Annotated in this window: 20 protein-coding genes; all 20 read right to left on the bottom strand. The window is 49.6% G+C overall.

Translation table 11 applies throughout. The features are described 5' to 3' along the window. Positions 1-6 precede the first annotated feature (6 nt). The 20 genes from HGP28_RS10130 to fliH all read right to left on the bottom strand — a co-directional run bounded on the left by HGP28_RS10130 (position 7) and on the right by fliH (position 20433). Positions 7-1167: a protein-glutamate methylesterase/protein-glutamine glutaminase gene (locus HGP28_RS10130; RefSeq protein WP_168836336.1), complete on the bottom strand. Its 1161-nt coding sequence runs from the start codon at positions 1165-1167 to the stop codon at positions 7-9. 29 nt (positions 1168-1196) lie between these two features. Continuing rightward, positions 1197-3464 (bottom strand): chemotaxis protein CheA, encoded by a 2268-nt coding sequence (locus HGP28_RS10125; protein ID WP_168836335.1) that lies wholly within the window; start codon positions 3462-3464, stop codon positions 1197-1199. Positions 3465-3473: 9 nt separating this feature from the next. After that, positions 3474-4205: a protein phosphatase CheZ gene (locus HGP28_RS10120; RefSeq protein ID WP_168836334.1), complete on the bottom strand. Its 732-nt coding sequence runs from the start codon at positions 4203-4205 to the stop codon at positions 3474-3476. Positions 4206-4327: 122 nt separating this feature from the next. Continuing rightward, positions 4328-4696: a chemotaxis response regulator CheY gene (gene cheY, locus HGP28_RS10115; protein ID WP_168836388.1), complete on the bottom strand. Its 369-nt coding sequence runs from the start codon at positions 4694-4696 to the stop codon at positions 4328-4330. Positions 4697-4740: 44 nt separating this feature from the next. Continuing rightward, on the bottom strand, positions 4741-5475 hold the full coding sequence (locus HGP28_RS10110) for an RNA polymerase sigma factor FliA (protein WP_168836333.1): 735 nt from the start codon (positions 5473-5475) through the stop codon (positions 4741-4743). Then, on the bottom strand, positions 5468-6355 hold the full coding sequence (locus tag HGP28_RS10105) for a MinD/ParA family protein (RefSeq protein ID WP_168836332.1): 888 nt from the start codon (positions 6353-6355) through the stop codon (positions 5468-5470). The genes HGP28_RS10110 and HGP28_RS10105 overlap by 8 nt, the downstream gene beginning before the upstream one ends. A gap of 13 nt (positions 6356-6368) precedes the next feature. After that, positions 6369-7865: a flagellar biosynthesis GTPase FlhF gene (gene flhF / locus HGP28_RS10100; protein ID WP_168836331.1), complete on the bottom strand. Its 1497-nt coding sequence runs from the start codon at positions 7863-7865 to the stop codon at positions 6369-6371. Positions 7866-7888: 23 nt separating this feature from the next. Continuing rightward, entirely contained in the window at positions 7889-9985 is a 2097-nt protein-coding gene (gene flhA, locus HGP28_RS10095) for a flagellar biosynthesis protein FlhA (RefSeq protein ID WP_168836330.1), read from the bottom strand. A 217-nt stretch (positions 9986-10202) separates the two neighbouring features. Beyond that, positions 10203-11333: a flagellar biosynthesis protein FlhB gene (gene flhB, locus HGP28_RS10090; RefSeq protein WP_168836329.1), complete on the bottom strand. Its 1131-nt coding sequence runs from the start codon at positions 11331-11333 to the stop codon at positions 10203-10205. Positions 11334-11355: 22 nt separating this feature from the next. Further along, positions 11356-12138 carry a flagellar biosynthetic protein FliR gene (fliR, locus tag HGP28_RS10085; RefSeq protein ID WP_168836328.1) on the bottom strand — a complete coding sequence of 261 codons (783 nt, stop codon included), beginning with the start codon at positions 12136-12138 and terminating at the stop codon, positions 11356-11358. Position 12139: 1 nt separating this feature from the next. Beyond that, the gene (gene fliQ, locus HGP28_RS10080; RefSeq protein WP_168836327.1) at positions 12140-12409 is read right to left on the bottom strand and encodes a flagellar biosynthesis protein FliQ; all 270 of its coding nucleotides are present in this window, start codon (positions 12407-12409) and stop codon (positions 12140-12142) included. A 12-nt stretch (positions 12410-12421) separates the two neighbouring features. Continuing rightward, entirely contained in the window at positions 12422-13240 is an 819-nt protein-coding gene (gene fliP / locus HGP28_RS10075) for a flagellar type III secretion system pore protein FliP (protein ID WP_168836387.1), read from the bottom strand. Positions 13241-13294: 54 nt separating this feature from the next. Then, complete coding sequence (fliO, locus tag HGP28_RS10070; protein ID WP_439333849.1) at positions 13295-13735, bottom strand: flagellar biosynthetic protein FliO; 441 nt, start codon at positions 13733-13735, stop codon at positions 13295-13297. Then, positions 13735-14148 carry a flagellar motor switch protein FliN gene (gene fliN / locus HGP28_RS10065; protein WP_168836326.1) on the bottom strand — a complete coding sequence of 138 codons (414 nt, stop codon included), beginning with the start codon at positions 14146-14148 and terminating at the stop codon, positions 13735-13737. The genes fliO and fliN overlap by 1 nt, the downstream gene beginning before the upstream one ends. A gap of 19 nt (positions 14149-14167) precedes the next feature. Then, positions 14168-15214, bottom strand: a complete 1047-nt coding sequence (fliM, locus tag HGP28_RS10060) for a flagellar motor switch protein FliM (RefSeq protein ID WP_168836325.1) — start codon at positions 15212-15214, stop codon at positions 14168-14170. Between the two features lie 11 nt (positions 15215-15225). Next, positions 15226-15729 (bottom strand): flagellar basal body-associated protein FliL, encoded by a 504-nt coding sequence (gene fliL / locus HGP28_RS10055; protein WP_168836324.1) that lies wholly within the window; start codon positions 15727-15729, stop codon positions 15226-15228. 49 nt (positions 15730-15778) lie between these two features. Beyond that, positions 15779-17605 (bottom strand): flagellar hook-length control protein FliK, encoded by a 1827-nt coding sequence (locus HGP28_RS10050; protein WP_168836323.1) that lies wholly within the window; start codon positions 17603-17605, stop codon positions 15779-15781. Between the two features lie 156 nt (positions 17606-17761). Next, positions 17762-18199 carry a flagellar export protein FliJ gene (fliJ, locus tag HGP28_RS10045; RefSeq protein ID WP_168836322.1) on the bottom strand — a complete coding sequence of 146 codons (438 nt, stop codon included), beginning with the start codon at positions 18197-18199 and terminating at the stop codon, positions 17762-17764. Positions 18200-18285: 86 nt separating this feature from the next. Beyond that, complete coding sequence (fliI, locus tag HGP28_RS10040) at positions 18286-19605, bottom strand: flagellar protein export ATPase FliI (protein ID WP_168836321.1); 1320 nt, start codon at positions 19603-19605, stop codon at positions 18286-18288. A gap of 24 nt (positions 19606-19629) precedes the next feature. Further along, positions 19630-20433, bottom strand: a complete 804-nt coding sequence (gene fliH / locus HGP28_RS10035) for a flagellar assembly protein FliH (protein ID WP_168836320.1) — start codon at positions 20431-20433, stop codon at positions 19630-19632. Positions 20434-20454 lie beyond the last annotated feature (21 nt).

Here is a 20454-nt window from a genome sequence, read left to right as displayed (position 1 = left end):
CAACCCTTACGCTAAACCTACTTCAACTAAAATCCGTTCGGCGATACGCTCGAGCGGTAAATCTTCACTTGAGATCCCAGCTTTCGCCACTGCTTGGGGCATACCGTACACCACGCAGCTCTCTTCATCTTGCGCCCAAATGGTGGCACCGGCATTTTTCAGCATGCGCGCACCTTCACGGCCATCTGCGCCCATTCCGGTCAAAATCATCGATAACACTTTATCACCGTATACTTTGGCTGCAGAGCCAAACGTGACGTCAACGCACGGTTTGTAATTCATGCGATCCCCGCCATCGAGAATACGTAACCGCGCCGAGCCTGGTCGACCTTCGAGCATCATCTGCTTACCGCCAGGAGCCAAAAAGGCCACGCCAGGTCTGAGCACGTCACCATCTTGAGCCTCACGGACTTCAATTTTACACAGTGAATTGAGTCGACTGGCAAAGGCCGCAGTAAACGTGGCCGGCATATGCTGCACCAAAACTATGGGGTGCGGATAACGCGCTGGCAACGCGGTCAGAATTTTTTGCAGTGCCACTGGACCGCCAGTAGATGTACCAATGGCGGTTAACTGATACGTTTTACCACTTGAACGAAAACTGCGTGGCGCGACCACATGGCGTGTGTTCACCGTTTTTTGCGGTCGTTCTGCGAGGCTCGCGCTATTACGCTCAAAGGCTACTGGGGCGGCAACGCGGTTTAGAGGCGCTGTGGTCGAACTACTCAAATGACTGCTGGTCTGAGTCAATGGCCGACGCATAAACGCCTTTTTACGCGCAATCTCAAGCACTCGTTGCTGCAATAGCTGCACCGCTTCTTCACGATTGCGCGCAATATCTTCAAATTTCTTGGGTAGAAAATCCAATGCGCCAGCATCTAGAGCATCTAGCGTCGCTTTTGCGCCATCGTGCGTCAGCGACGAGAACATCAAAATCGGCGTCGGTATTGACGCCATAATTTCGCGTACAGCCGAGATCCCATCCAACACTGGCATCTCAATGTCCATCGTAATGACGTCCGGCTTTAACATTTTGGCTTTAGTGACCGCTTCACGGCCATTGACTGCCACATCAATCACTTCAAGGCGCGATTCTGCATTGATGATCTCGCTCACTCGGCGACGAAAAAAACTCGAATCATCAACTACTAAAACTTTGATCGCCATTTTTATCCTTAATATCCTGATGAGCGCTGTTACAGACGTGACGCCGACGCATACTGCTTAAGTAAATCTGGCACATCTAAGATCAATGCAATATGACCATCACTGGTAATGGTTGCACCTGCCATGCCCGGCGTACCTTGCAACAGATTATCCAGTGGCTTGATCACCACCTCTTCTTGGCCAATCAGAGTATCGACGACAAATCCGACGCGTTGACTACCAAGTTGAACAATCACAACATGGCCATGCCCTTTACGCTCTTCAATATTGCCACTTCGCGGTGCAAGCCAATTTTGCAAATAAAACAGCGGGATCGATTTATCTCGAACAATAATGGTTAACTGACCATCGACAACGTTGGTACGTCCCAAATCAAGATGGAAAATTTCATTAACAGACGCAAGTGGTAGCGCAAATGGGTGGCCCGCAACGCCGACCATTAACGTCGGTAAAATCGCCAAGGTCAATGGCACTTTAATGGTGATTTTGGTGCCTTTGCCAAGTTCAGAGTCAATATCAATTGAGCCATTTAACGTGGAAATCGCGGTTTTTACGACATCCATACCGACGCCGCGGCCTGAGATGTCCGAAATTTTTTCTTTGCTCGAGAAGCCCGGAGCAAAAATCAGGTTAAAGCACTCTTTGTCCGTGAGGCGCGCTGCTGCGTCTTCGTCCATCATGCCACGTTTAACGGCTATTGCGCGCAACTTGTTGGGGTCCATACCACCGCCATCGTCAATGATGGCAAGTTCGATATGATCACCCTCTTGCGATGCAGAAAGAATCACATTACCCGTACGCGATTTCCCCACTTTCTCTCGAACATCCGGCATCTCAATGCCGTGATCAACCGAGTTACGCACTAAGTGAATCAATGGATCGGCAAGGGCCTCTACTAGGTTTTTATCCAGATCCGTCTCTTCACCACGCATCTCCAGCACGATGTCTTTTTGAAGATTGCGCGCAAGATCGCGCACCACGCGAGGAAAACGACCAAACACTTTCTTAATCGGTTGCATGCGCGTTTTCATCACCGCACCTTGCAAATCCGCTGTCACAACGTCAAGATTCGATACCGCTTTAGACATCTCTTCATCGTTACTGTTGAGGCCTAGGCTGACTAAGCGGTTACGCACCAGTACCAACTCACCGACCATATTCATAATGGTATCAAGCGTCGAGGTATCGACGCGCACAGTCGCTTCTGCTTGTGGTTTTTTCACCGCTGGGGCTTTATTCGCTTCCTCAGCCTTGACCAAAGGCTTAGCTTCAGTAGGTGCTGCGGCCATCACTGTCGGTTTTACCGCCTCGACTGAAGGCTCGATAGATGGCGTCACTGGTGGTGTTACCGCCGCAGGTTTCGGTTGCGCAGGTCGCGTCGCCGCCTCAAGCTCATCAGCTGAAGGGCCTTTACCCGTACCATGAAGCTCATCCAACAGACGCTCAAACTCGTCATCCGTCATGAGATCTGCGTCACCCTGACCGGCTGACGTAGATGACGTTGATGGGGTTGGTGGGGTTGCAACCACCGCGGCAGGAACCTCAGATTTATGTGAGCTGGGGCTTTTACCCGCGCCATGCAATTCATCCAGCAGACGCTCAAATTCATCGTCGGTAATGTCACCACTATCACTCACCGCAGCGCTCTTTGGCGAGTCTTCAACTGGTGTGGAATGGGTGGCTTTAGCGCTCGGAGAAGCGCCCTTGCCATGAAGCTCGTCAAGTAAGCGCTCAAATTCGTCTTGGGTGATTTCGTCAACCGACGATGCGTTGAGCGATTCATTAGATGGCGTTGGGGCTGCTTCCGCCGCAGGGGTCGCAGCAACAGGCTCGACTGTAGGCTCAGCACTGGAAGGCGTAACGGAATGAGATGATTCATTGGATGGCGCGGCAGCGTCATCTTGAGACTCTGGCTTACACAAACGGTGCAGCTCATCTAATAAGCTTTGTTCGGCCGCTTCAGGTTGCTCGCGATCTTGCACCGCTTGAAACTGTGTATTAACGGTATCAAGTGCTCGAAGCATCGTATCCATCAAACTTGACGTGACCGAACGCTGGCCATTGCGCAGCACATCAAACACGTTCTCTGCCCCGTGACAGGTGTCAACCAATTCACTCAGTGACAAAAAGCCCGCGCCACCTTTTACCGTATGAAAGCCACGAAAAATGGCGTTCAGCAGATCTTTATCTTCAGGGTTATTTTCAAGTTCAACCAATTGAGTTGAAAGACGCTCTAAAATCTCGCCCGCTTCAATCAAAAAATCCTGCAGGATATCTTCGTCTAATTCGTAGCTCATACATTACCTTTAAAATCCAAGACTGGACAACAAATCATCGACTTCATCTTGCGAGGAGACAGCATCTTCTCGCTGATCGGCATTGATAATGGGGCCTTCAACGCCTTCTCGACGCACCGCCTCAGGGGTAGTTTTATTTTCTTCTGTTATTGCATTACTCTGGCTTGAAAATACCGTAAGTATCTCTACCAGACGATCTTCCACCTCGTTAACTAAGGTGATCACACGACGAATAATTTGGCCGGTCAAATCCTGGAAATCTTGCGCCATAAGAATTTCCGTTAATTGACCACGCAGCTCGCTACTGTCTCCTTCAACTTGAGATAGCAGCAGCTCTATTCGATGGCACAGCGCTTTAAATTCACTCAGCTCAATTCGACCACCCATCAAGGCATTCCATGTGGGGCGAACTTGTTGCAATCCAGCTTGAAGGTTGTCTGCAATCGGCAGACAAGTTTCGACAGCGTCCATGGTCTTATTGGCAGCAACTTCGGTTCTTTTAATCACATAGTTAAGCCGATCACGTGCATCCGGAATTTCATCCTGTGCTATTTGCGTGATACGTTGATCAAAATTGAAATTTCTCAGTGAGTCATGAAGATCGCGAGTTAATGCGCCAATCTCTTGCAGCATCGGGTGATGCTCACCCTGAACTAGGCTCAAACACAGCTCATTTGCCTGTGCTTGCTCGCCTTGTTCCAGCAATTGAACCAGTCGCTTCGCTTGCTCTAATGTGATCATCCTTCCTAGACCTTTTCTTTATTTTTGCTGCCACGACGTTGTGGTGGCAGCGCGCTTTGATGTGATGATGCTCATCTCACTCAATGCGTGGCGCATTTACAAATTATTGAACAAAACTCTCATTAGAGACGTTCAAAAATTTTCTCAAGCTTTTCTTTTAATGTCGCCGCGGTAAAAGGTTTCACAATATAACCGTTCACTCCAGCTTGGGCAGCTTCAATAATTTGCTCACGTTTCGCTTCTGCTGTGATCATCAAAACAGGCAAGTGTTTAAGCTGATCATCAGCACGAATGTTACGCAGCAAATCGATACCTTGCATTCCCGGCATGTTCCAATCCGTTACAACAAAATCGAAGTCACCTTTTTTGAGCATAGGTAAAGCAGTGAGACCGTCGTCTGCTTCTTGGGTATTATTAAAACCAAGATCGCGTAGAAGGTTCTTTACAATACGGCGCATTGTTGAAAAATCGTCAACAATAAGGATCTTCATGTTTTTATTCAAAATTGCCTCCACTGAAATCAAAATCAGTGTGTTTAGTCATGTTGTGTCCAAGCACTGAGTTTGGTGCGTAAACGTTGCATGGATTGACTCAATATCTGACTGACGCGAGATTCACTCACCGTCAAAATTTCGCCAATTTCTTTTAAGTTAAGTTCTTCATCGTAATAGAGCGAAAGGACAAGGGCTTCCCGCTCTGGCAACTGTTTAATTGCGTCGATAAGCGACTGGCGAAAAGCGTGATCGGCCACTCCCTTAAATGGGTTATGGTCATCGCTTTCATCACAAGGGCCAATGACATCATCGGACACTCCCAAATCATCAATACCAACTAATCGCGAACAGTTTATATCGGTTAGCGCATGATGATATTGATCTAAAGAAAGTCCCATGTGTTTTGCCACTTCCGCATCGGAAGGATCGCGATTTAACACCCCTTCTAGTTCAGCAATCGCTTGATTAATATCACGATTACTTTTATGCACTGAACGCGGCACCCAGTCGCCACGGCGAATGTCGTCCAACATTGCGCCACGAATGCGAATGCCTGCGTAAGTTTCAAAACTGGCCCCTTTTGACGCATCGTAATTTTGCTGCGCCTCAATAAGACCTATCATACCCGACTGGATCAGATCTTCCACCTGAACACTCGGAGGTAAGCGTCCAAGTAAATGATGCGCAATCCGTTTGACCAACACCGAGTAACGCTCAATAAACAACTGTTGACTGTTTATCTTGGCGTGTTGGTCATAAGTGAGCGCTTTATTCACCAAGCGAGCCCTCTGAAAATGCGTTTCGATTCAGTAGTCGTTCAACAAAAAATTCTAAATGGCCACTTGGCGTTTTCGGAATCGGCCAAGTTAACGCTTTATTTGCTAATGAGCTGATGGCTAGTGCTGCAGGCGAGCGCGGAAACGCATCAACCACAATTTTTTGCCTTTTTACTGCTTGTCTTACTTTATCATCCAATGGGATACATGCCACGAGTTCAAGGCTCACATTCAAGAATCGCTCTGTGACCAAGGTCAATTTTGCAAATAATTCTCGTCCTTCACGGTAGCTTCTAACCATGTTCGCCACCACTTTGAAGCGCTGCACTTGATGCTCTTTACTCAATAACTTAATCAAAGCATAAGCGTCCGTTATCGATGTAGGTTCATCACATACGACCACGACCACATCTTGCGCGGCGCGCGAAAAGCTAACCACCATGTCAGAAATTCCGGCAGCCGTATCAATTAACAGCACTTCCATCTCTTCTTCAAGCGTGCCAAATGCTCGAATAAGACCGGCATGTTGGGCATGGCTGAGCTCGGTCATACTTTGCGTACCTGAGGTCGCTGGAATAATTTTGATCCCATACGGCCCTTCGACTATCGCATCGCGCAATTCGCATTCCCCAGCCAAGACATGGCCCAGGTTGCGCTTGGAGCGAATACCAAGCATGACATCAACATTGGCAAGGCCCAAATCGGCATCCAGTACCATGACTTTTTTGCCTTGGCGTGCCATCACCATCGCCATTCCCAGCGTCACGTTGGATTTGCCCACACCGCCTTTGCCACCAGTCACCGCGATCACTTTAGTCATCGAAGGTTGCGTTAAACGGCGTAGGCCGCTGGCTTGATCGTAAATCGTGTTCTCAATCATAGTTGTCGGCCGCCTAGAATCCATCGTGGTCACTGTTCCAGTAGTGGGGTTCATTCTCTGTTGACTTCTCAAGTAATTCATTCGCCTTTGCGATCATGTACTTAGGCTGAGCAATAACAATATCCTCCGGCACTCGCTGACCATTAGCAATGTAGGCCACCGGAAGCGCATTTTGCACCACAACACTGATAAATTCGCCGAGACTCAGCGATTCATCCAATTTAGTCATAATACAGCCCGATAACGGAATGTGGCGAAAGTGCTCAATGGTCTCTTGCAGCACTCGGCGCTGGGCTGTTGCTGGTAACACCAGATAGCTGTGAATCACATTGCCGCTGTCTTGCATCAGTGTGTCGAGCTGTTCTGATAGACGCACATCGCGCTGTCCCATACCTGCCGTGTCGACCAAGACTAAGTGGCGATTTCGAAGCTGATAAATAACATCGGCCAACTCTTTAGAATCTTTAGCCACTTTCACGGGACAACCCATGATACGGCCGTAAATCGACAACTGCTCATGAGCGCCAATACGGTAGGTATCCGTGGTCACCAAGGCCACGTTATCAGCGCCGTATTCCATTGCCGCTCGCGCCGCCAGTTTGGCCACGGTGGTGGTTTTGCCAACACCGGTTGGCCCAAGTAATGCCACGACACCACCACGTTTTAATATATCTTGTTTGGTCACCGCGATTTGATCGGCAACTAACGCAAGCAGCGCTTTCCAGGCACGAGCTGGCTCAGTCTCTTCCGGAATGTAACAAGCCATCTGGTCGGCCAATTCCGAGGAAACGCCCATTCGCTCAAGACGTTTAATCAGCATTGCGCGCAGTGGCTCTCGACGCTCAACCTCTTGCCACATGAGCCCAGAGACCTGATGCTCGAGCAAGCGTCGAATTGACACCATCTCTTCGCGCATCGTTTCCAGTTCACTCGGTAACTCTTCATCACGACTGGATTGATAGGGACGTTTGCGTTCATAACGAGTGGGGTCAAGACGCGGCTGTGGTCGCTCTTGGTTTAAATCTTCGCGAATCAAACGCGACAGTGCCGACTCCCCGCCGCCAACCGCTGGTGCTGATGAGGCATGTTTTTGCTGGCGAGCAAGCAGCGCGCTGAGCGAGTCTTGCTGTGACAGATCGTCATCTTGAGGATCAGGCTGACCACCATACTGCTTAAGCATGTTGGCAAAACGCTGAGTCATTGAGCGGCCCTTCTCTGCACTGGAGTTCAGGCTGACACGGTCGTTTTCAAGATTACGTCTTGCGCCATTGGCTGATGACGCAGGCAAAGATGCGGTGTGAGATGAGCGCGTTGGTGGTGTTGGCGCTGCGCGACGCTCGCTACTGGCAAAAGATGAACTGACGCGATTGTCGCCATCAATTGCCGCGACAATCTCAACACCACCAGCCACCTTTTTGTTTGACATGATCACCGCATCGGCTCCGAGATCTTCTTTGACCTGCAGCAGCGCTGTTCTCATATCTTTGGCAAAAAATCGTTTAATTTTCAACGCGGTCTGTCCATGTCAGAATTCTAATTACCTACGGCTTGAACAATTCGTATCTGCTTCTCGTCAGGAATTTCCTGATAGGAAAGCACGCGAAGGTTCGGAATCGTATTTTTGACAAATTTGGCCAATGTTGAGCGCAGTACGCCAGAGGTCAGCAGTACCGCGGGCTCACCTTTCAGCTCTTGTTCTTGAGTGGCTTGGCTTAGCGACATTTGCAATCGCTCAGCCAGCCCTGGCTCAATTCCGGCCGATTCGCCACCGGACGCCTGCATGGTCTGATGCAAAATTTGTTCCAGCTCAGGAATGAGAGTAATCACTGGAAGCTCAGGATCTATCCCATTGATTTCCTGAACAATAAGTCGTTTAAGTGCAATTCGCGAAGCGGCGGTAAGAATGTCGGCTTCTTGACTCTTGGCCGAATATTCCGCCAAAGTTTGAACGATAGTACGAATGTCGCGGATCGGAATCGCTTCGTTAAGTAGATTTTGCAGCACTTTGACCACAGTACCTAAAGGCAATTGATCGGGAACAAAATTTTCGACTAGCTTCGGCGTACTGCGTGCCAACATCTCCAGTAAGTTTTCCACTTCTTCATGACCCAGCAGCTGCGAGGCATTATTGGTCAATTGCTGACTCAAATGCGTTGCCAGTACTGTGGGTGAATCGACGACGGTATACCCGAGCGCTTGCGCATGCTCTTGCTGATCTGGGCGAATCCAGACCGCTTCCAAGCCAAAAGCCGGATCAATCGTCGGTTCGCCATCGATGAGCCCATAAACTTGCCCCGGATTAATGGCAAGCTCTTGATCAGGGCGAATGTCCGCTTCGCCAACCGCGACGCCCATTAAGGTAATGCGATAACTGTTGGGCGGCAGTTCAAGGTTGTCGCGAATGTGCACTGGTGGGATCAAAAAACCAAAATCTTGCGACAGCTTTTTGCGTACCCCTTTGACGCGTTCGAGCAACTCACCACCTTGATCCCTATCGACAAGTGGAATTAAGCGATAGCCGACTTCAAGCCCAATCACATCAACAGGCTGAACATCATCCCACGACAACTCGCGCGGCGCGCTGACCTGCCCTGGCTCAACGTTGGCAGGAAGCTGAGGCTCGGCCGCGCGTTTTTTCTCTTTTTGAATTAGGTAATAAGAGGCGCCACCGGCAACTAACGCCAGTGACAGAAAAGCAAAGTGTGGCATGCCGGGTACAATCCCCATCACGGCCAAAATGCCGGCGGTAATGGTCAGCGCTTTCGGATTGCCGAACATCTGAAACACCAACTGCTCACCCATGTCTTCATCGGTATTTTGACGAGTGACCATCATGGCTGCCGCGATAGAAAGTAATAGCGACGGAATTTGAGCGACCAGACCATCACCAATGGTCAGCAGCGTATAGATTTCCATCGCCTCGCCAAAGCCGAGTCCATATTGAGCCAGACCAATACTCAGACCACCAATAATATTGATAAAAAGGATCAAAATACCGGCAATCGCATCACCTTTAACAAATTTTGACGCACCGTCCATCGAGCCATAAAAATCCGCCTCTTTGGTCACTTCAAACCGGCGAGTTCGTGCTTGTTCTTGGTCAATAAGGCCCGCATTGAGGTCAGCGTCAATCGCCATCTGCTTCCCCGGCAACGCATCCAACGTAAAGCGGGCACTCACTTCTGAAATTCGTCCTGCACCCTTAGTAACAACCATGAAGTTGATGATCATCAAAATGAGGAATACCACTAGACCAACCGCATAGTTGCCGCCAATCACCACACTACCAAACGCTTCAATGACGTTACCGGCCGCATTACCGCCTTCATGTCCGTGCAGTAAAACCACACGTGTCGAGGCCACATTAAGTGCCAAGCGCAGCAAGGTCGCAATTAACAAAACCGTTGGAAACGCAGCGAAATCGAGCGGCCTTCTTGTATACACAGTAACAAGCAACACCACCATGGCAATCGCAATGTTAAAGGTAAAGAACAGGTCAAGGAGCAGTGCGGGTATCGGTAAGACCACCATGGCCAAGGTGGCAAGCACCATTACAGGTGCGCCAATCGCCGGAAGTTCACGAGGCGACAGCTTGGGCAGTTTATTGGCAAAAGGCAGAGAAAATTTCATGGTGATCGCGGTTCTTCGTATTCAACAAATTTTGGCTAGTGACCCAAATATACCCAAACAACTTGGAGTTACAGGTAGGCAGCAAACGAACAAAGCCTCTGAGCAGTTCGTGAACATAGACAAACTATGTGTAACATAAGAGTGATTTTGCCAAATTAAGTCACCTATGTGCTAGCACTATTACGCATTTATCATCGCCAGACGTGATGCCACTCCACTAGTGGCGTAGATCGGGTGGAATAGGCAAATCGTAATCTTGCAATTTCGGTCGATGTCCACCGCGTTTGCGGTACTGTTTAAGCTGGAATACGTAGGCCAAAATTTGGGCAACTGCCTTAAACAGACCATCTGGAATTTGCTGCTCAAGCTCAGTGGTAAAGTAAAGCGCGCGCGCCAAAGGGGGCGCAGGCACAATATCAATGGCGTGTTCGCGTCCCACTTCTCGAATTTTCATCGCCATATGGTCAGTCCCTTTGGCGACGACAACCGGCGCTCGGTCACTACCTTGCTTATAGCGTAGCGCCACCGAATAGTGCTCCGGGTTTGTAACGATAACGTCTGCAGAGGGCACTTCTGCCATCATACGCCGCTGCGCCGCTTCTCGTTGCAGCATTCGTATGCGCCCTTTTACCTCAGGTTTGCCTTCGGTATCTTTGTATTCGTCTTTGACCTCTTGCTTGGTCATTTTGAGTTGGTCGGCGTGTTGCCAAATTTGAAAAGGAATATCAATTGCCACCACAATCAGGAGTGAGCAACTAATGAGCAAAATGAAATCGAGCAACACCTCAAGCGCATGAAAAATATTTTGTGGGTAAACATCAAGGCTGAGCTGCACCAGATCCCCTTGAGAGCTGTATATCAAATACCAAGCGACTCCCGAGACCAAAGTCACTTTTAAAATCGACTTAATCAGCTCAACCCAACTTTGCATGCCGACCATACGTTTTAGGCCGCTCAACGGGTTCATTTTGTTTGGTTTTGGCATTGCGGCTTGCCAAGAAAAACTCACGCCGCCCACCCCCGCCGCGCCGATCAAAGCGGCAATGAACAAGGTCAGCAAAATCATCAAAAGAGGAAGCAACAGAGCAACCACCGCGCCTCGAGCGATGTCGATAAGCTTACCCACATCAAAAATCTCATCACGCGTTAGGTCAAAGAGACGCGCCATCACTTGATACAGCGCAGCGCCAAGCGACTCGCCAAACCACATCAACGCTAATGCACCGACAATCAGCACCGACGCCGACGCTAACTCTTTTGAGCGAGCCACCTGCCCTTTTTCGCGCGCCTGTTCACGCCTTCGGGGGGTGGCCTCTTCGGTGCGTTCTTGACCGTCAGACTCTGCCACGACTCACTCCTTAATTACTCAGTTAACAGTCGATACGGATCAATTGACACACTTGGCTTTGCGCCTCAGGCCAAAACAGTTGGTAATGGTTATAAAGCCCCGCCAGAATATACCAACACAGCAGTAAGCCAACCAAAAGCGCAAACGCAAAACCCAATGAGAAAATATTCAATTGCGGCGCCGCCCGAGTCATTACCCCAAATGACAAATTGATTGTCAGAAGCGCAATAATGCCTGACAACGACATACTCAATGCCGTTTTAAACATGATGCCAAGCCAGCCACTCAACTGATAAAAATCGACCGCCGTTAACGCCCCTTGGCCAATGGGTAAGGTTTTAAAACTCATCACCACAAGCTGAAGCATTTGAAGGTGACCATCGCTGCCTAAAAAAAACAGCGTAGCCAAAAACATAAAAAGCTGACCAAGCAAAGGCGTATTTTGACCATTCGCCGGGTCCACCATAGAGGCGAAACCTAAGCTTGATTGCATGCCGAGTATTTGACCCAACAGCACAAACGTTTGGATCACAAACTGAGTCACCATCCCCATTGCAACGCCAATCGCCAACTGCTCTACCGTAGTCACAAAGCCTTCAAACGACATTATGGCCAAATCGTTAGGGACCGCAGGCAGCGCTGGCATCACCGCAAAGGTGATTGCCAAACCTAAATAGAGCCGTATTCGTGGTGACACAAAGCGAGCGCCCGTGACTGTCATTACCATCAACATCGCCGAAATGCGGACATAAGGCCAAAAATAGTTGGCCAGCCAGTCCAATACGACGCTGGTTGGGTATTCCATGCTAGTAAAGCACCTGCGGCATGCGCTCAATTAAAGCGTAAAAATATTCCATCAACATCTGGGTTCCCCAATGACCAAATGCCATCAGCGCCAGTAATGTCACCACCAAACGCGGTAAAAAACTTAAGGTCTGTTCATTGATGGATGTGGCCGCTTGAAAAATCGCCACAACCAAACCAATCAATAAACTGGGAATGATGATGGCGCACACCATGATGAGCACCATCCACAACGCATCACGGAATAATTCGACAAATAACTCTGGCGTCATTAGGGCACCTCGCTATACCGCAAAGCTGGCTGCAAGGGTTGAAAGAATCAGGTTCCACCCATCGACCAATACAAACAACATCAGCTTAAAGGGCAATGAAACAATCATAGGTGAAAGCATCATCATACCCATCGCCATAAGGACAGAGGCGACCACTAAATCAATGATCAAAAATGGCAAAAACAGCATAAAACCAATTTGGAACGCTGTCTTGAGCTCAGAGGTAATAAACGCAGGGATCAGTACCGCCATAGACACCGCTTCTGGGCTATCGACCTCTTGACCCGACATGGCAACAAAGGTTTCTAAATCTTTGATGCGTGTCTGTTTGAGCATAAAGGTGCGCATTGGAATTTCCGCCGCATCAAACGCCTGACGCGCGGTCAATTGCTCGTTTAAATAAGGTTGGATTGCCTGCTCGTTAATTTGATTGAGCACCGGTGACATGACAAAAAACGTTAAAAAGAGTGAAATACCGATGATCACTTGGTTGGAAGGCGTCTGTTGTAGCCCCATCGCCTGGCGCAATATCGACATCACGACCACAATACGAGTAAACGACGTCATCAAAATAACCATGGCGGGCAAAAAACCCAACATGGTCATCAGCGCCAATATTTGCAGCGTCACGGAATAATCTTCACTGCCATCGGCGTTGGTGGTCATGGTAAAAGCGGGAATGCCGCTTCCAACTTCCATCGAGGTAATGCGTTGATTATCGCTTTCCATGGCACTGACCGTCACGCTATCGCCTTGCGCGAGTGCCTCAGGCAGCGCAGGCTCGGCCAGTGCAGCAAAACTGAGTAACACTAAGAGCACCGCCGTGCTCATGTGAATGACCCAACGGCCTAACCACGGCAATTGTGCCGCGAGTGGAGCACCCATTTATTCACCGTCCTTACGCTTCATCAGCTCACTGAGCTGTTTAGCAAAAGGCGCCACGGTGACCTCGCTTTCAGCAATCGGCGAATCGAGTTTAGACAGTAGCTGAATAGTGTGAGCCGTTATGCCAACCAAATATTGCGCCTCGCCTACCTCAACAATCGCGATGCGTTCTTTTGTGCCCACCGCCAATTGCGAGACGATTTTTAACCCTTGAGTGCGGCCCATTGTTTGCCCCTGCATGCGTTTCACCAACCAGGCTAAAAGGACAATAAAGGCGATAACCAGCACCAATGAACCAAACGTCGTGGCCAAGTCCAAATCTGGCGCAGAAGGGGTCGCGGCGAAGCTTTTGCGGCTGAACCACAACAGTGCCAGCATCAAAGTGCAGCGCCATAACGTCATGCCAAGCGTGACGACGCGGCGGTTTAATTCCAGTTTCATTAACGTAACTTCTTGATACGTTCCGTTTGGCTGATAACGTCAGTCAAACGAATACCAAATTTATCGTTCACCACGACCACCTCACCATGGGCGATAAGTGTGCCGTTGACCATGACATCGAGTGACTCGCCAGCCAATCGGTCAAGTTCAACCACAGAGCCTTGGTTAAGTTGCAATAAATTACGAATACTGATTTTTGAACGGCCCACTTCCATTGAAATGGTCACTGGAATATCTAAGATGGTATCCAGCTTACGACGCTCATCATCACTGATAGGGCTGCTGTTACTGTCTTTGAGCTCCTCAAGCGGCGCAGCCAGTACCTCATCCACATCAATCGATGGCGCCATCGGATCTTCGCCAAGCGCAGCGGCCCATTCATCGGCCAGTTTTTGATCGTCACTCGGTTCCATTATTCACTACCTTTATTGTCTATTCTTCACTGTCGTCATCGCCATCAAGCTCAGCCAGTAAATCTTTACCTAAAAACGCCAAATCGGTCTTCACCACTTGAGGTCGTTCTATTTCTTGTGAGATTTGCACCGCCAGCTTATCGTTTGCCCGGCCCATTTTAACTCGGTAGGTTGGCAAATCTTCAATAAACATGACCGCATGTTCGGGCATCTCTATCGGGATCACATCGCCGGGGCGAAGCTCCATTAAATCGCGCAGTGAGATATCACGTTCGAGTAAATTGACGCGGAAATTGACCGGACAATCCATGATCTCTTCGCGTAGCGCAGAGCTCCAGCGAACATCGGTTTCCATCTTGTCCGATTGCACACCCGCATCCAGTAACTCGCGGATCGGTTCAACCATCGAATAGGGCATCACCACATGAAAATCGCCACCGCCACCATCGACTTCAATATGAAAAGAGCTGACCACAATCACTTCTGTAGGGCTGACAATGTTTGCCATGCTCGGGTTCACCTCAGAGTCGAGATATTCAAACTCAACTCCCATCACTGGCGACCAAGCATCTTTATAATCTTCGAAAACGGTTTTGAGCAGCAGCTGAATGATGCGCCGCTCTGTTGGCGTAAACTCACGCCCCTCGATTTTGGCGTGGAAGCGGCCATCACCACCAAAAAAGTTTTCCACTAAAATAAACACCAAACGCGCTTCCATTGTGATCAGCGCCGTGCCTTTTAGCGGACGAAATCGCACCATGTTAAGACTGGTGGGCACATAAAGGGTATTTTGGTATTCACCGAACTTCATCATTTGCACGCCGTTTATTGATACTTCGGCGGTTTTACGCAGCATGTTAAACAAACTGATCCGCATATGACGTGCAAAACGTTCATTAATGAGTTCAAGCGTCGGCATGCGCCCACGCACGATACGATCTTGCGAGGAGAAGTCAAAACTGACTGCGGCTCCAGTATCCGTGTCTAAGTCATCATCGATGTCATCGACATCGTCGACGCCATGCAATAACGCATCAATCTCGTCTTGACTTAATAAATCGGTCACAGGCTACCTACTTACTGAATAACAAAGTCGGTGAACAGTACTTTTTCAATGACTGGCTCGCCGACGGTTTTGGTTAATGACGCCTTAATATCACCGCTTGCTTTATCGCGCAACTCTGTCCGCCCTGTCGCGCTGCGTAATTGCTCAACCGTTGCTGATGCAAATGTGGAAAGTAGCGTGCTTTCAATTAAGGGTGAATGGTATTGCGCCAGCTTTTCATTTTCCCCCCCGCGAACCATAAGCTGCACTTTGATTTGCACCATTCTATCGCGTTTATCACCCATGACATTGAACACAAATGGCTGCGCAATATTGACGTACATCACCGGGTTAGATACCGCAGCAGAAGCGGTGTCTTGGTATTCACCCGTAACATCACGGGGTGAATCATCACTGAGCAACACATAGCCCGCTCCAGCCGCGCTCAAAAGCACGAGCACTGCGATAATGATGATAATAATCAGCGTCTTCTTACTCTTGGGCGCGTCTACTACACCCTCTGGCTGCTCAGCCATAAACTCTCCTACTCAAAGCAAACTATACTTATTGATTTTTTTGGGTATTTTATGCGTAAAAGCTGATCCCTTCATCCGCCTGTGCCACATTTAATGTCATTGCGTTCGTGTTATCTGACAAATCATCAGACGATAACTCAGATTGAGATGACGTTAAGCGCGTCGATTCAGTGTGAGATTGACGCGCAAATCGCCCATCATGCTGCCCCTGGCTTTGCTGCTCTACCGATGACTCACCCAATTGAACGCCTTGCTGCGCTAACATTTCTCTAAGGCGTGGCATGCTCTGCTCTATTAGATCGCGCGCCGCAGCATTGGCGACGTTAAAGTGCACGGTCGCGTTATCGCTTGCGATGTTTAAACGAATTTGCATTCGCCCCAACTCTGGTGGGTCAAGACGAATATCAATATTCTTGAGATTTTTCGACAGCATCAATTGAATTTTTTCTGCCACTTGCTCAGCCGCCGCTTCACGCGACAAGCTCATCGTCATGCTGGTTGCAGCCAATTCAGCGCGCGGTCCTGCCGCCACAGTTTGAGCTGGCGAGGCTTGGGTTAATGCGGCTGCGCCCGCTAATGATTCGGTTGCGGCATCATTCGATGTCGGCAGGATTGCTGAAGCGCTGCCTTTTGCTCGCGAGCCAAAGAGCGCTGCAAGGTTATCTCGAGCAAAAGCGTCACTATTGGCCTGCTCTAACAAGGCGTGCTCGGCGATTGCGGCACTTTGTGCATGAGCTTGCCCTGCGAGGGAGTGAGTGCCCCCCACAAGATCAGTGCCGTCACTTGCCTTAGACACTGCCGCTGCAATGGCTGATGGCGCAGAGTGGGCCGAGGCGTTAGACAAAACTTGCGAGGCGCTCTCCGATAGCCATTGCGTCGCTTGAGGCGATGAATTGGATTGAGCCGCTGACGAGGCACGCCAATCAATCGCGGCTTTAATTTGAGGTTTCGTAGCATCATCAACAGTCAAAATGTTTGCACCCGTTTCGTCTGTCAGGCGCTCACGACTTGAGTGTGGCGGCGTGACTAATTGAACGCGAAGGGCGGCTAAAACATGGCGCTCCTCAGCAGTAAGCACGATGCCTTGGGCCAGTTTACCCTCAATCTGATCCAGAATGTCTAACGCCGCTTGAGCATTATTTGTTTCCAAAGCGTGCGTTTGCTCATCAGACGCTACGACTGCCTTGGTATCTTGCGGCAAAGTTTTGCCTATCTCGACTTGTACCGATGAGACCGCTGGTTGAGAATCTGCCCGCAGCGCGTTATCAGCCTCGATGAGACGCGCTAACCATTGCGCGCCTTCGTCCATTGAATTGGCTACCGACGCGGCAACTTGAGCGTTTTCATCGACTGCTGCGTCCACCAGCGCTTGCTGAGGTAGGCTGCTCTTATCCAGCGTGTCAGCTTGTGTCAAAGCGGCTAATTCAGCGGTGTTTGTAGGCGAAATGTCGCCACCTTCTGTTAATTTCGCATCGGTTGATACGTTATTGAGTAACTCATTGTGACCTTCAGCCTCAGGCACCATATCAGCAAGCAGCTCAGATGCCATCACCAATGGCTTATCTGTGCCTGACACCTCACCTGAGATCTCAATTATCGCCTTGTCGTTGCGACTATCGCTATGACTGTCAATATCGCTGTTACTTTCAATATCGCTATCACTGCTACGGATTTCGCTGGGATCTGAATCGGTCACAAGCGCCTTGGAATGATGCGCACCTTTGGGCGCTTGCGCCGAATTAGACTGCACTTCAAATTCACGAGCAAACTCACCATCGTCGATTTTTTCAGGCGATGTCGAGTGGCCTGCACGAACAGCGGGCGACGGCGTGTGTTTTGCCGCTGCGAGCAGAGCGGCGCTAGACAGTTGACTCATTAACCGTTTCTCTTGGTAAATCAAACTTAGCTTGGTTGCGGGTACGCGCCAATCAACGCAATAACCAAGATGCCATATTGGGGTGATGGCACTCACGCAAGATGATGCAATTTTTACGCCAACGATAGGCTTAGTGGGCAGTTCGAGACAATGGGATTAATTAGAACGGCGGCTGGCGAGCAGTGTGGCAAATTCATCCATCATTTTTTGTTCGCGTTTCGCTTCGAGCTGTTGACGCTGCTGCTGCTTTTTATCCAACATCCATTGGTAAGATTTACGCTGCTTACGCATTTCAAGCCAATGTTCTTCGCAATGCTGAACCTGCTGCTTAAAATGACCTTCAGCCTGTTTTTGTTTGGTGAGTGTTTCATCAAGCTGAGTTAAAAATCGATTCAAATGGCCATATTGACTGGCGGTTAATCCGGCTTGACCACGCTCAACCAATTGAGCGCAGTAATCAAGGCGGTAGCGCTCAATCTGCGCCACCTGCTGGTAATAACTCTCCAGTTCCGATTGCGCTTTGTTTAGTGCCAATACGGCATTATTCTCACGCTCTGTGGCTTGCTCTAATAAAAAATCAAACGCACTGTCCATTTAACGCCTCCCAAGCAAAGACGACCATTTCATCGAGCATTATCACCGCGTTACTTGGCGCTGAAGTGTTGATTGAAACGAAAATATTAGCCACCTAAAACGCTTCGCAGCATATTGACACACATAGCGTACGGCACACTCTCTTTCATGCTCTGCTGTAGATAATCATCAAGTCGCGGTTTGAGCGTAAACGCGCTGTCGATCGCAGAATCTGTCCCCGGTTTATAGGCACCAATCGCCACCAGATCTTGGTTCTTACGACAAATCGATAATACTTGCCGTACGGCTTTTGACATCAATAAGTGCTCATCGGTGGTGATTTGCGGCATCACACGGCTCACCGACTTTTCAACATCAATCGCAGGATAATGCCCGGCATCAGCCATTTCTCGAGATAAGACGATATGACCGTCTAGAATCGCACGCGCGGCGTCGGCGATAGGGTCTTGCAAATCGTCCCCTTCGGTAAGCACAGTAAAAAAGGCCGTGATCGAGCCTTGCTCGGGGCTACCATTTCCGGCCCGCTCAACTAAGGCTGGCAATTTGGCAAAGACCGATGGTGGATAGCCTTTGGTCGCCGGTGGCTCACCAACTGATAGGGCAATTTCACGTTGCGCTTGTGCAAATCGCGTTAATGAGTCCATCAGCAGAAGTACATCAAGCCCTTGATCGCGAAAATATTCAGCAATGGTCAGAGCGGTTTGGCACCCTTTCAAACGCATCAAAGGCGACGCATCGGCAGGTGCTGCTACCACCACAGCGCGCGCGCGCCCCTCTTCACCCAAAATTTCCTCAATAAACTCTTTAACCTCACGGCCCCGCTCACCAATCAGGCCAACCACCACCACTTGCGCTGTGGTGCCGCGCGTCATCATGCCAAGCGTCACCGATTTACCGACACCAGAGCCGGCAAACAGGCCAATCCGCTGACCTTTACCTACGGTTAACAGCCCGTTGACCGCCTTAAGACCTACATCCAGTGGCTCTGAAATCGGTTTTCGCGAAAGTGGGTTGATCGATTGTCCGTTAAATGAAGCGCGCTCGGTACTGTATATTGGCCCGAGACCGTCCAGCGGATTGCCGACCCCGTCAATAACGCGGCCCAACAGCTCCATACTCACAGGCAGACCAGATTCGCGCGTCAATGGGGTAACTTTCGCCCCAGGCAAAATGCCGGAGATTTGTTCGCTTGGCATCAAATAGAGACTGTCGCCGGCAAAGCCCACGACTTCCGCTTCGATGTCACCCAGCGTCGTCTCAACCAAGCACAAACTACCAATGGGCGCACGACAGCCAGTGGCTTCAAGAGTTAAACCAACCACACGAACTAACTTACCAGAGGCAACGGGTTTGGCTCCAATACCTTGGGTTTTATAATGTTTTAAACGTTCAGCAAGGGTTTGCATCACTTAACCTCAGGATTCCCAGCCTTAATTTGCAATGTCACTTTGGTGTCGATTAGCATCACAAAAGCGGTTAATCACCTGTTTAACTCGTTCATCGATACGATAATGCACTTGCGATTCACTGGCACTAATGTCGATATCACCTCGATTTAACGCAGGTTCTGCCATTAGAGTCCAATCACGCTGAGTGAGCGCTTCCTCACCGTATGCGTCGCGAACGATCTCAACATCTTGTGGGTGAAGCTGTAATGTGATTGAGTGACCGGTAATAGGAAGACTTTCGACGCACTGCTTTACACCATCCAGCAACATTTGCGGATTGGTTTTCGCTTCAACTTGTACCACTTCACGTACTAAACTCAGCACCATATCAACAAGCTGTCGCTCAACTTCGTTGTCCATCAGTTGCAGCGGCGCGGCAAATTTGTCGGCCAATGCGATGAAATGATTAACGTGCTCGGCCACCTCACTTTGCCCAGCTGCTAATCCTTCTTGATAGCCGTTGTCACGACCTTCGCCATGGCCTGCCTCTAACCCTTCCGCTTTGCCTTTTTCATAACCTTGAGTGAAGCCCGCTTCTTGGCCAAGCAGCAGCCCTTCTTGATACGCTCCCTGTTTGATGATTTCGATCTGCTCTTCAGTCAGGGTGAGCGGCGCTTCTTCTTCCACTTCAGGCAAGCTTGGAACCCAGCCGGGATCGTAGTTAAACGCAGTTTCCTTCGCCTGTGGCTGCACAGAACCGTAATCGGGCAAACCCCATCGCGTTGGTTCTGCGTGAGCGCCGTCTTCATCTGGGCGAATAAATCCCCGTTTACGTTCAATCGTCATAACACGCTACTTTAACTTATC

The sequence above is a fragment of the Vibrio agarilyticus genome, assembly GCF_012641465.1.
GTDB classification, from domain to species: domain Bacteria; phylum Pseudomonadota; class Gammaproteobacteria; order Enterobacterales; family Vibrionaceae; genus Vibrio; species Vibrio agarilyticus.
This window is presented reverse-complemented; position numbering and strand designations above follow the sequence as displayed.

Coding starts and splice junctions, on each gene's coding strand:
- HGP28_RS10130 (WP_168836336.1), bottom strand. CDS start 1,167: ATGGCGATCAAAGTTTTAGTAGTTGATGATTCGAGTTTTTTTCGTCGC.
- HGP28_RS10125 (WP_168836335.1), bottom strand. CDS start 3,464: ATGAGCTACGAATTAGACGAAGATATCCTGCAGGATTTTTTGATTGAA.
- HGP28_RS10120 (WP_168836334.1), bottom strand. CDS start 4,205: ATGATCACATTAGAGCAAGCGAAGCGACTGGTTCAATTGCTGGAACAA.
- cheY (WP_168836388.1), bottom strand. CDS start 4,696: ATGAAGATCCTTATTGTTGACGATTTTTCAACAATGCGCCGTATTGTA.
- HGP28_RS10105 (WP_168836332.1), bottom strand. CDS start 6,355: ATGATTGAGAACACGATTTACGATCAAGCCAGCGGCCTACGCCGTTTA.
- flhA (WP_168836330.1), bottom strand. CDS start 9,985: ATGAAATTTTCTCTGCCTTTTGCCAATAAACTGCCCAAGCTGTCGCCT.
- fliR (WP_168836328.1), bottom strand. CDS start 12,138: ATGGAATACCCAACCAGCGTCGTATTGGACTGGCTGGCCAACTATTTT.
- fliQ (WP_168836327.1), bottom strand. CDS start 12,409: ATGACGCCAGAGTTATTTGTCGAATTATTCCGTGATGCGTTGTGGATG.
- fliP (WP_168836387.1), bottom strand. CDS start 13,240: ATGAGCACGGCGGTGCTCTTAGTGTTACTCAGTTTTGCTGCACTGGCC.
- fliO (WP_439333849.1), bottom strand. CDS start 13,735: ATGAAACTGGAATTAAACCGCCGCGTCGTCACGCTTGGCATGACGTTA.
- fliN (WP_168836326.1), bottom strand. CDS start 14,148: ATGGAACCGAGTGACGATCAAAAACTGGCCGATGAATGGGCCGCTGCG.
- fliL (WP_168836324.1), bottom strand. CDS start 15,729: ATGGCTGAGCAGCCAGAGGGTGTAGTAGACGCGCCCAAGAGTAAGAAG.
- HGP28_RS10050 (WP_168836323.1), bottom strand. CDS start 17,605: ATGAGTCAACTGTCTAGCGCCGCTCTGCTCGCAGCGGCAAAACACACG.
- fliJ (WP_168836322.1), bottom strand. CDS start 18,199: ATGGACAGTGCGTTTGATTTTTTATTAGAGCAAGCCACAGAGCGTGAG.
- fliI (WP_168836321.1), bottom strand. CDS start 19,605: ATGCAAACCCTTGCTGAACGTTTAAAACATTATAAAACCCAAGGTATT.
- fliH (WP_168836320.1), bottom strand. CDS start 20,433: ATGACGATTGAACGTAAACGGGGATTTATTCGCCCAGATGAAGACGGC.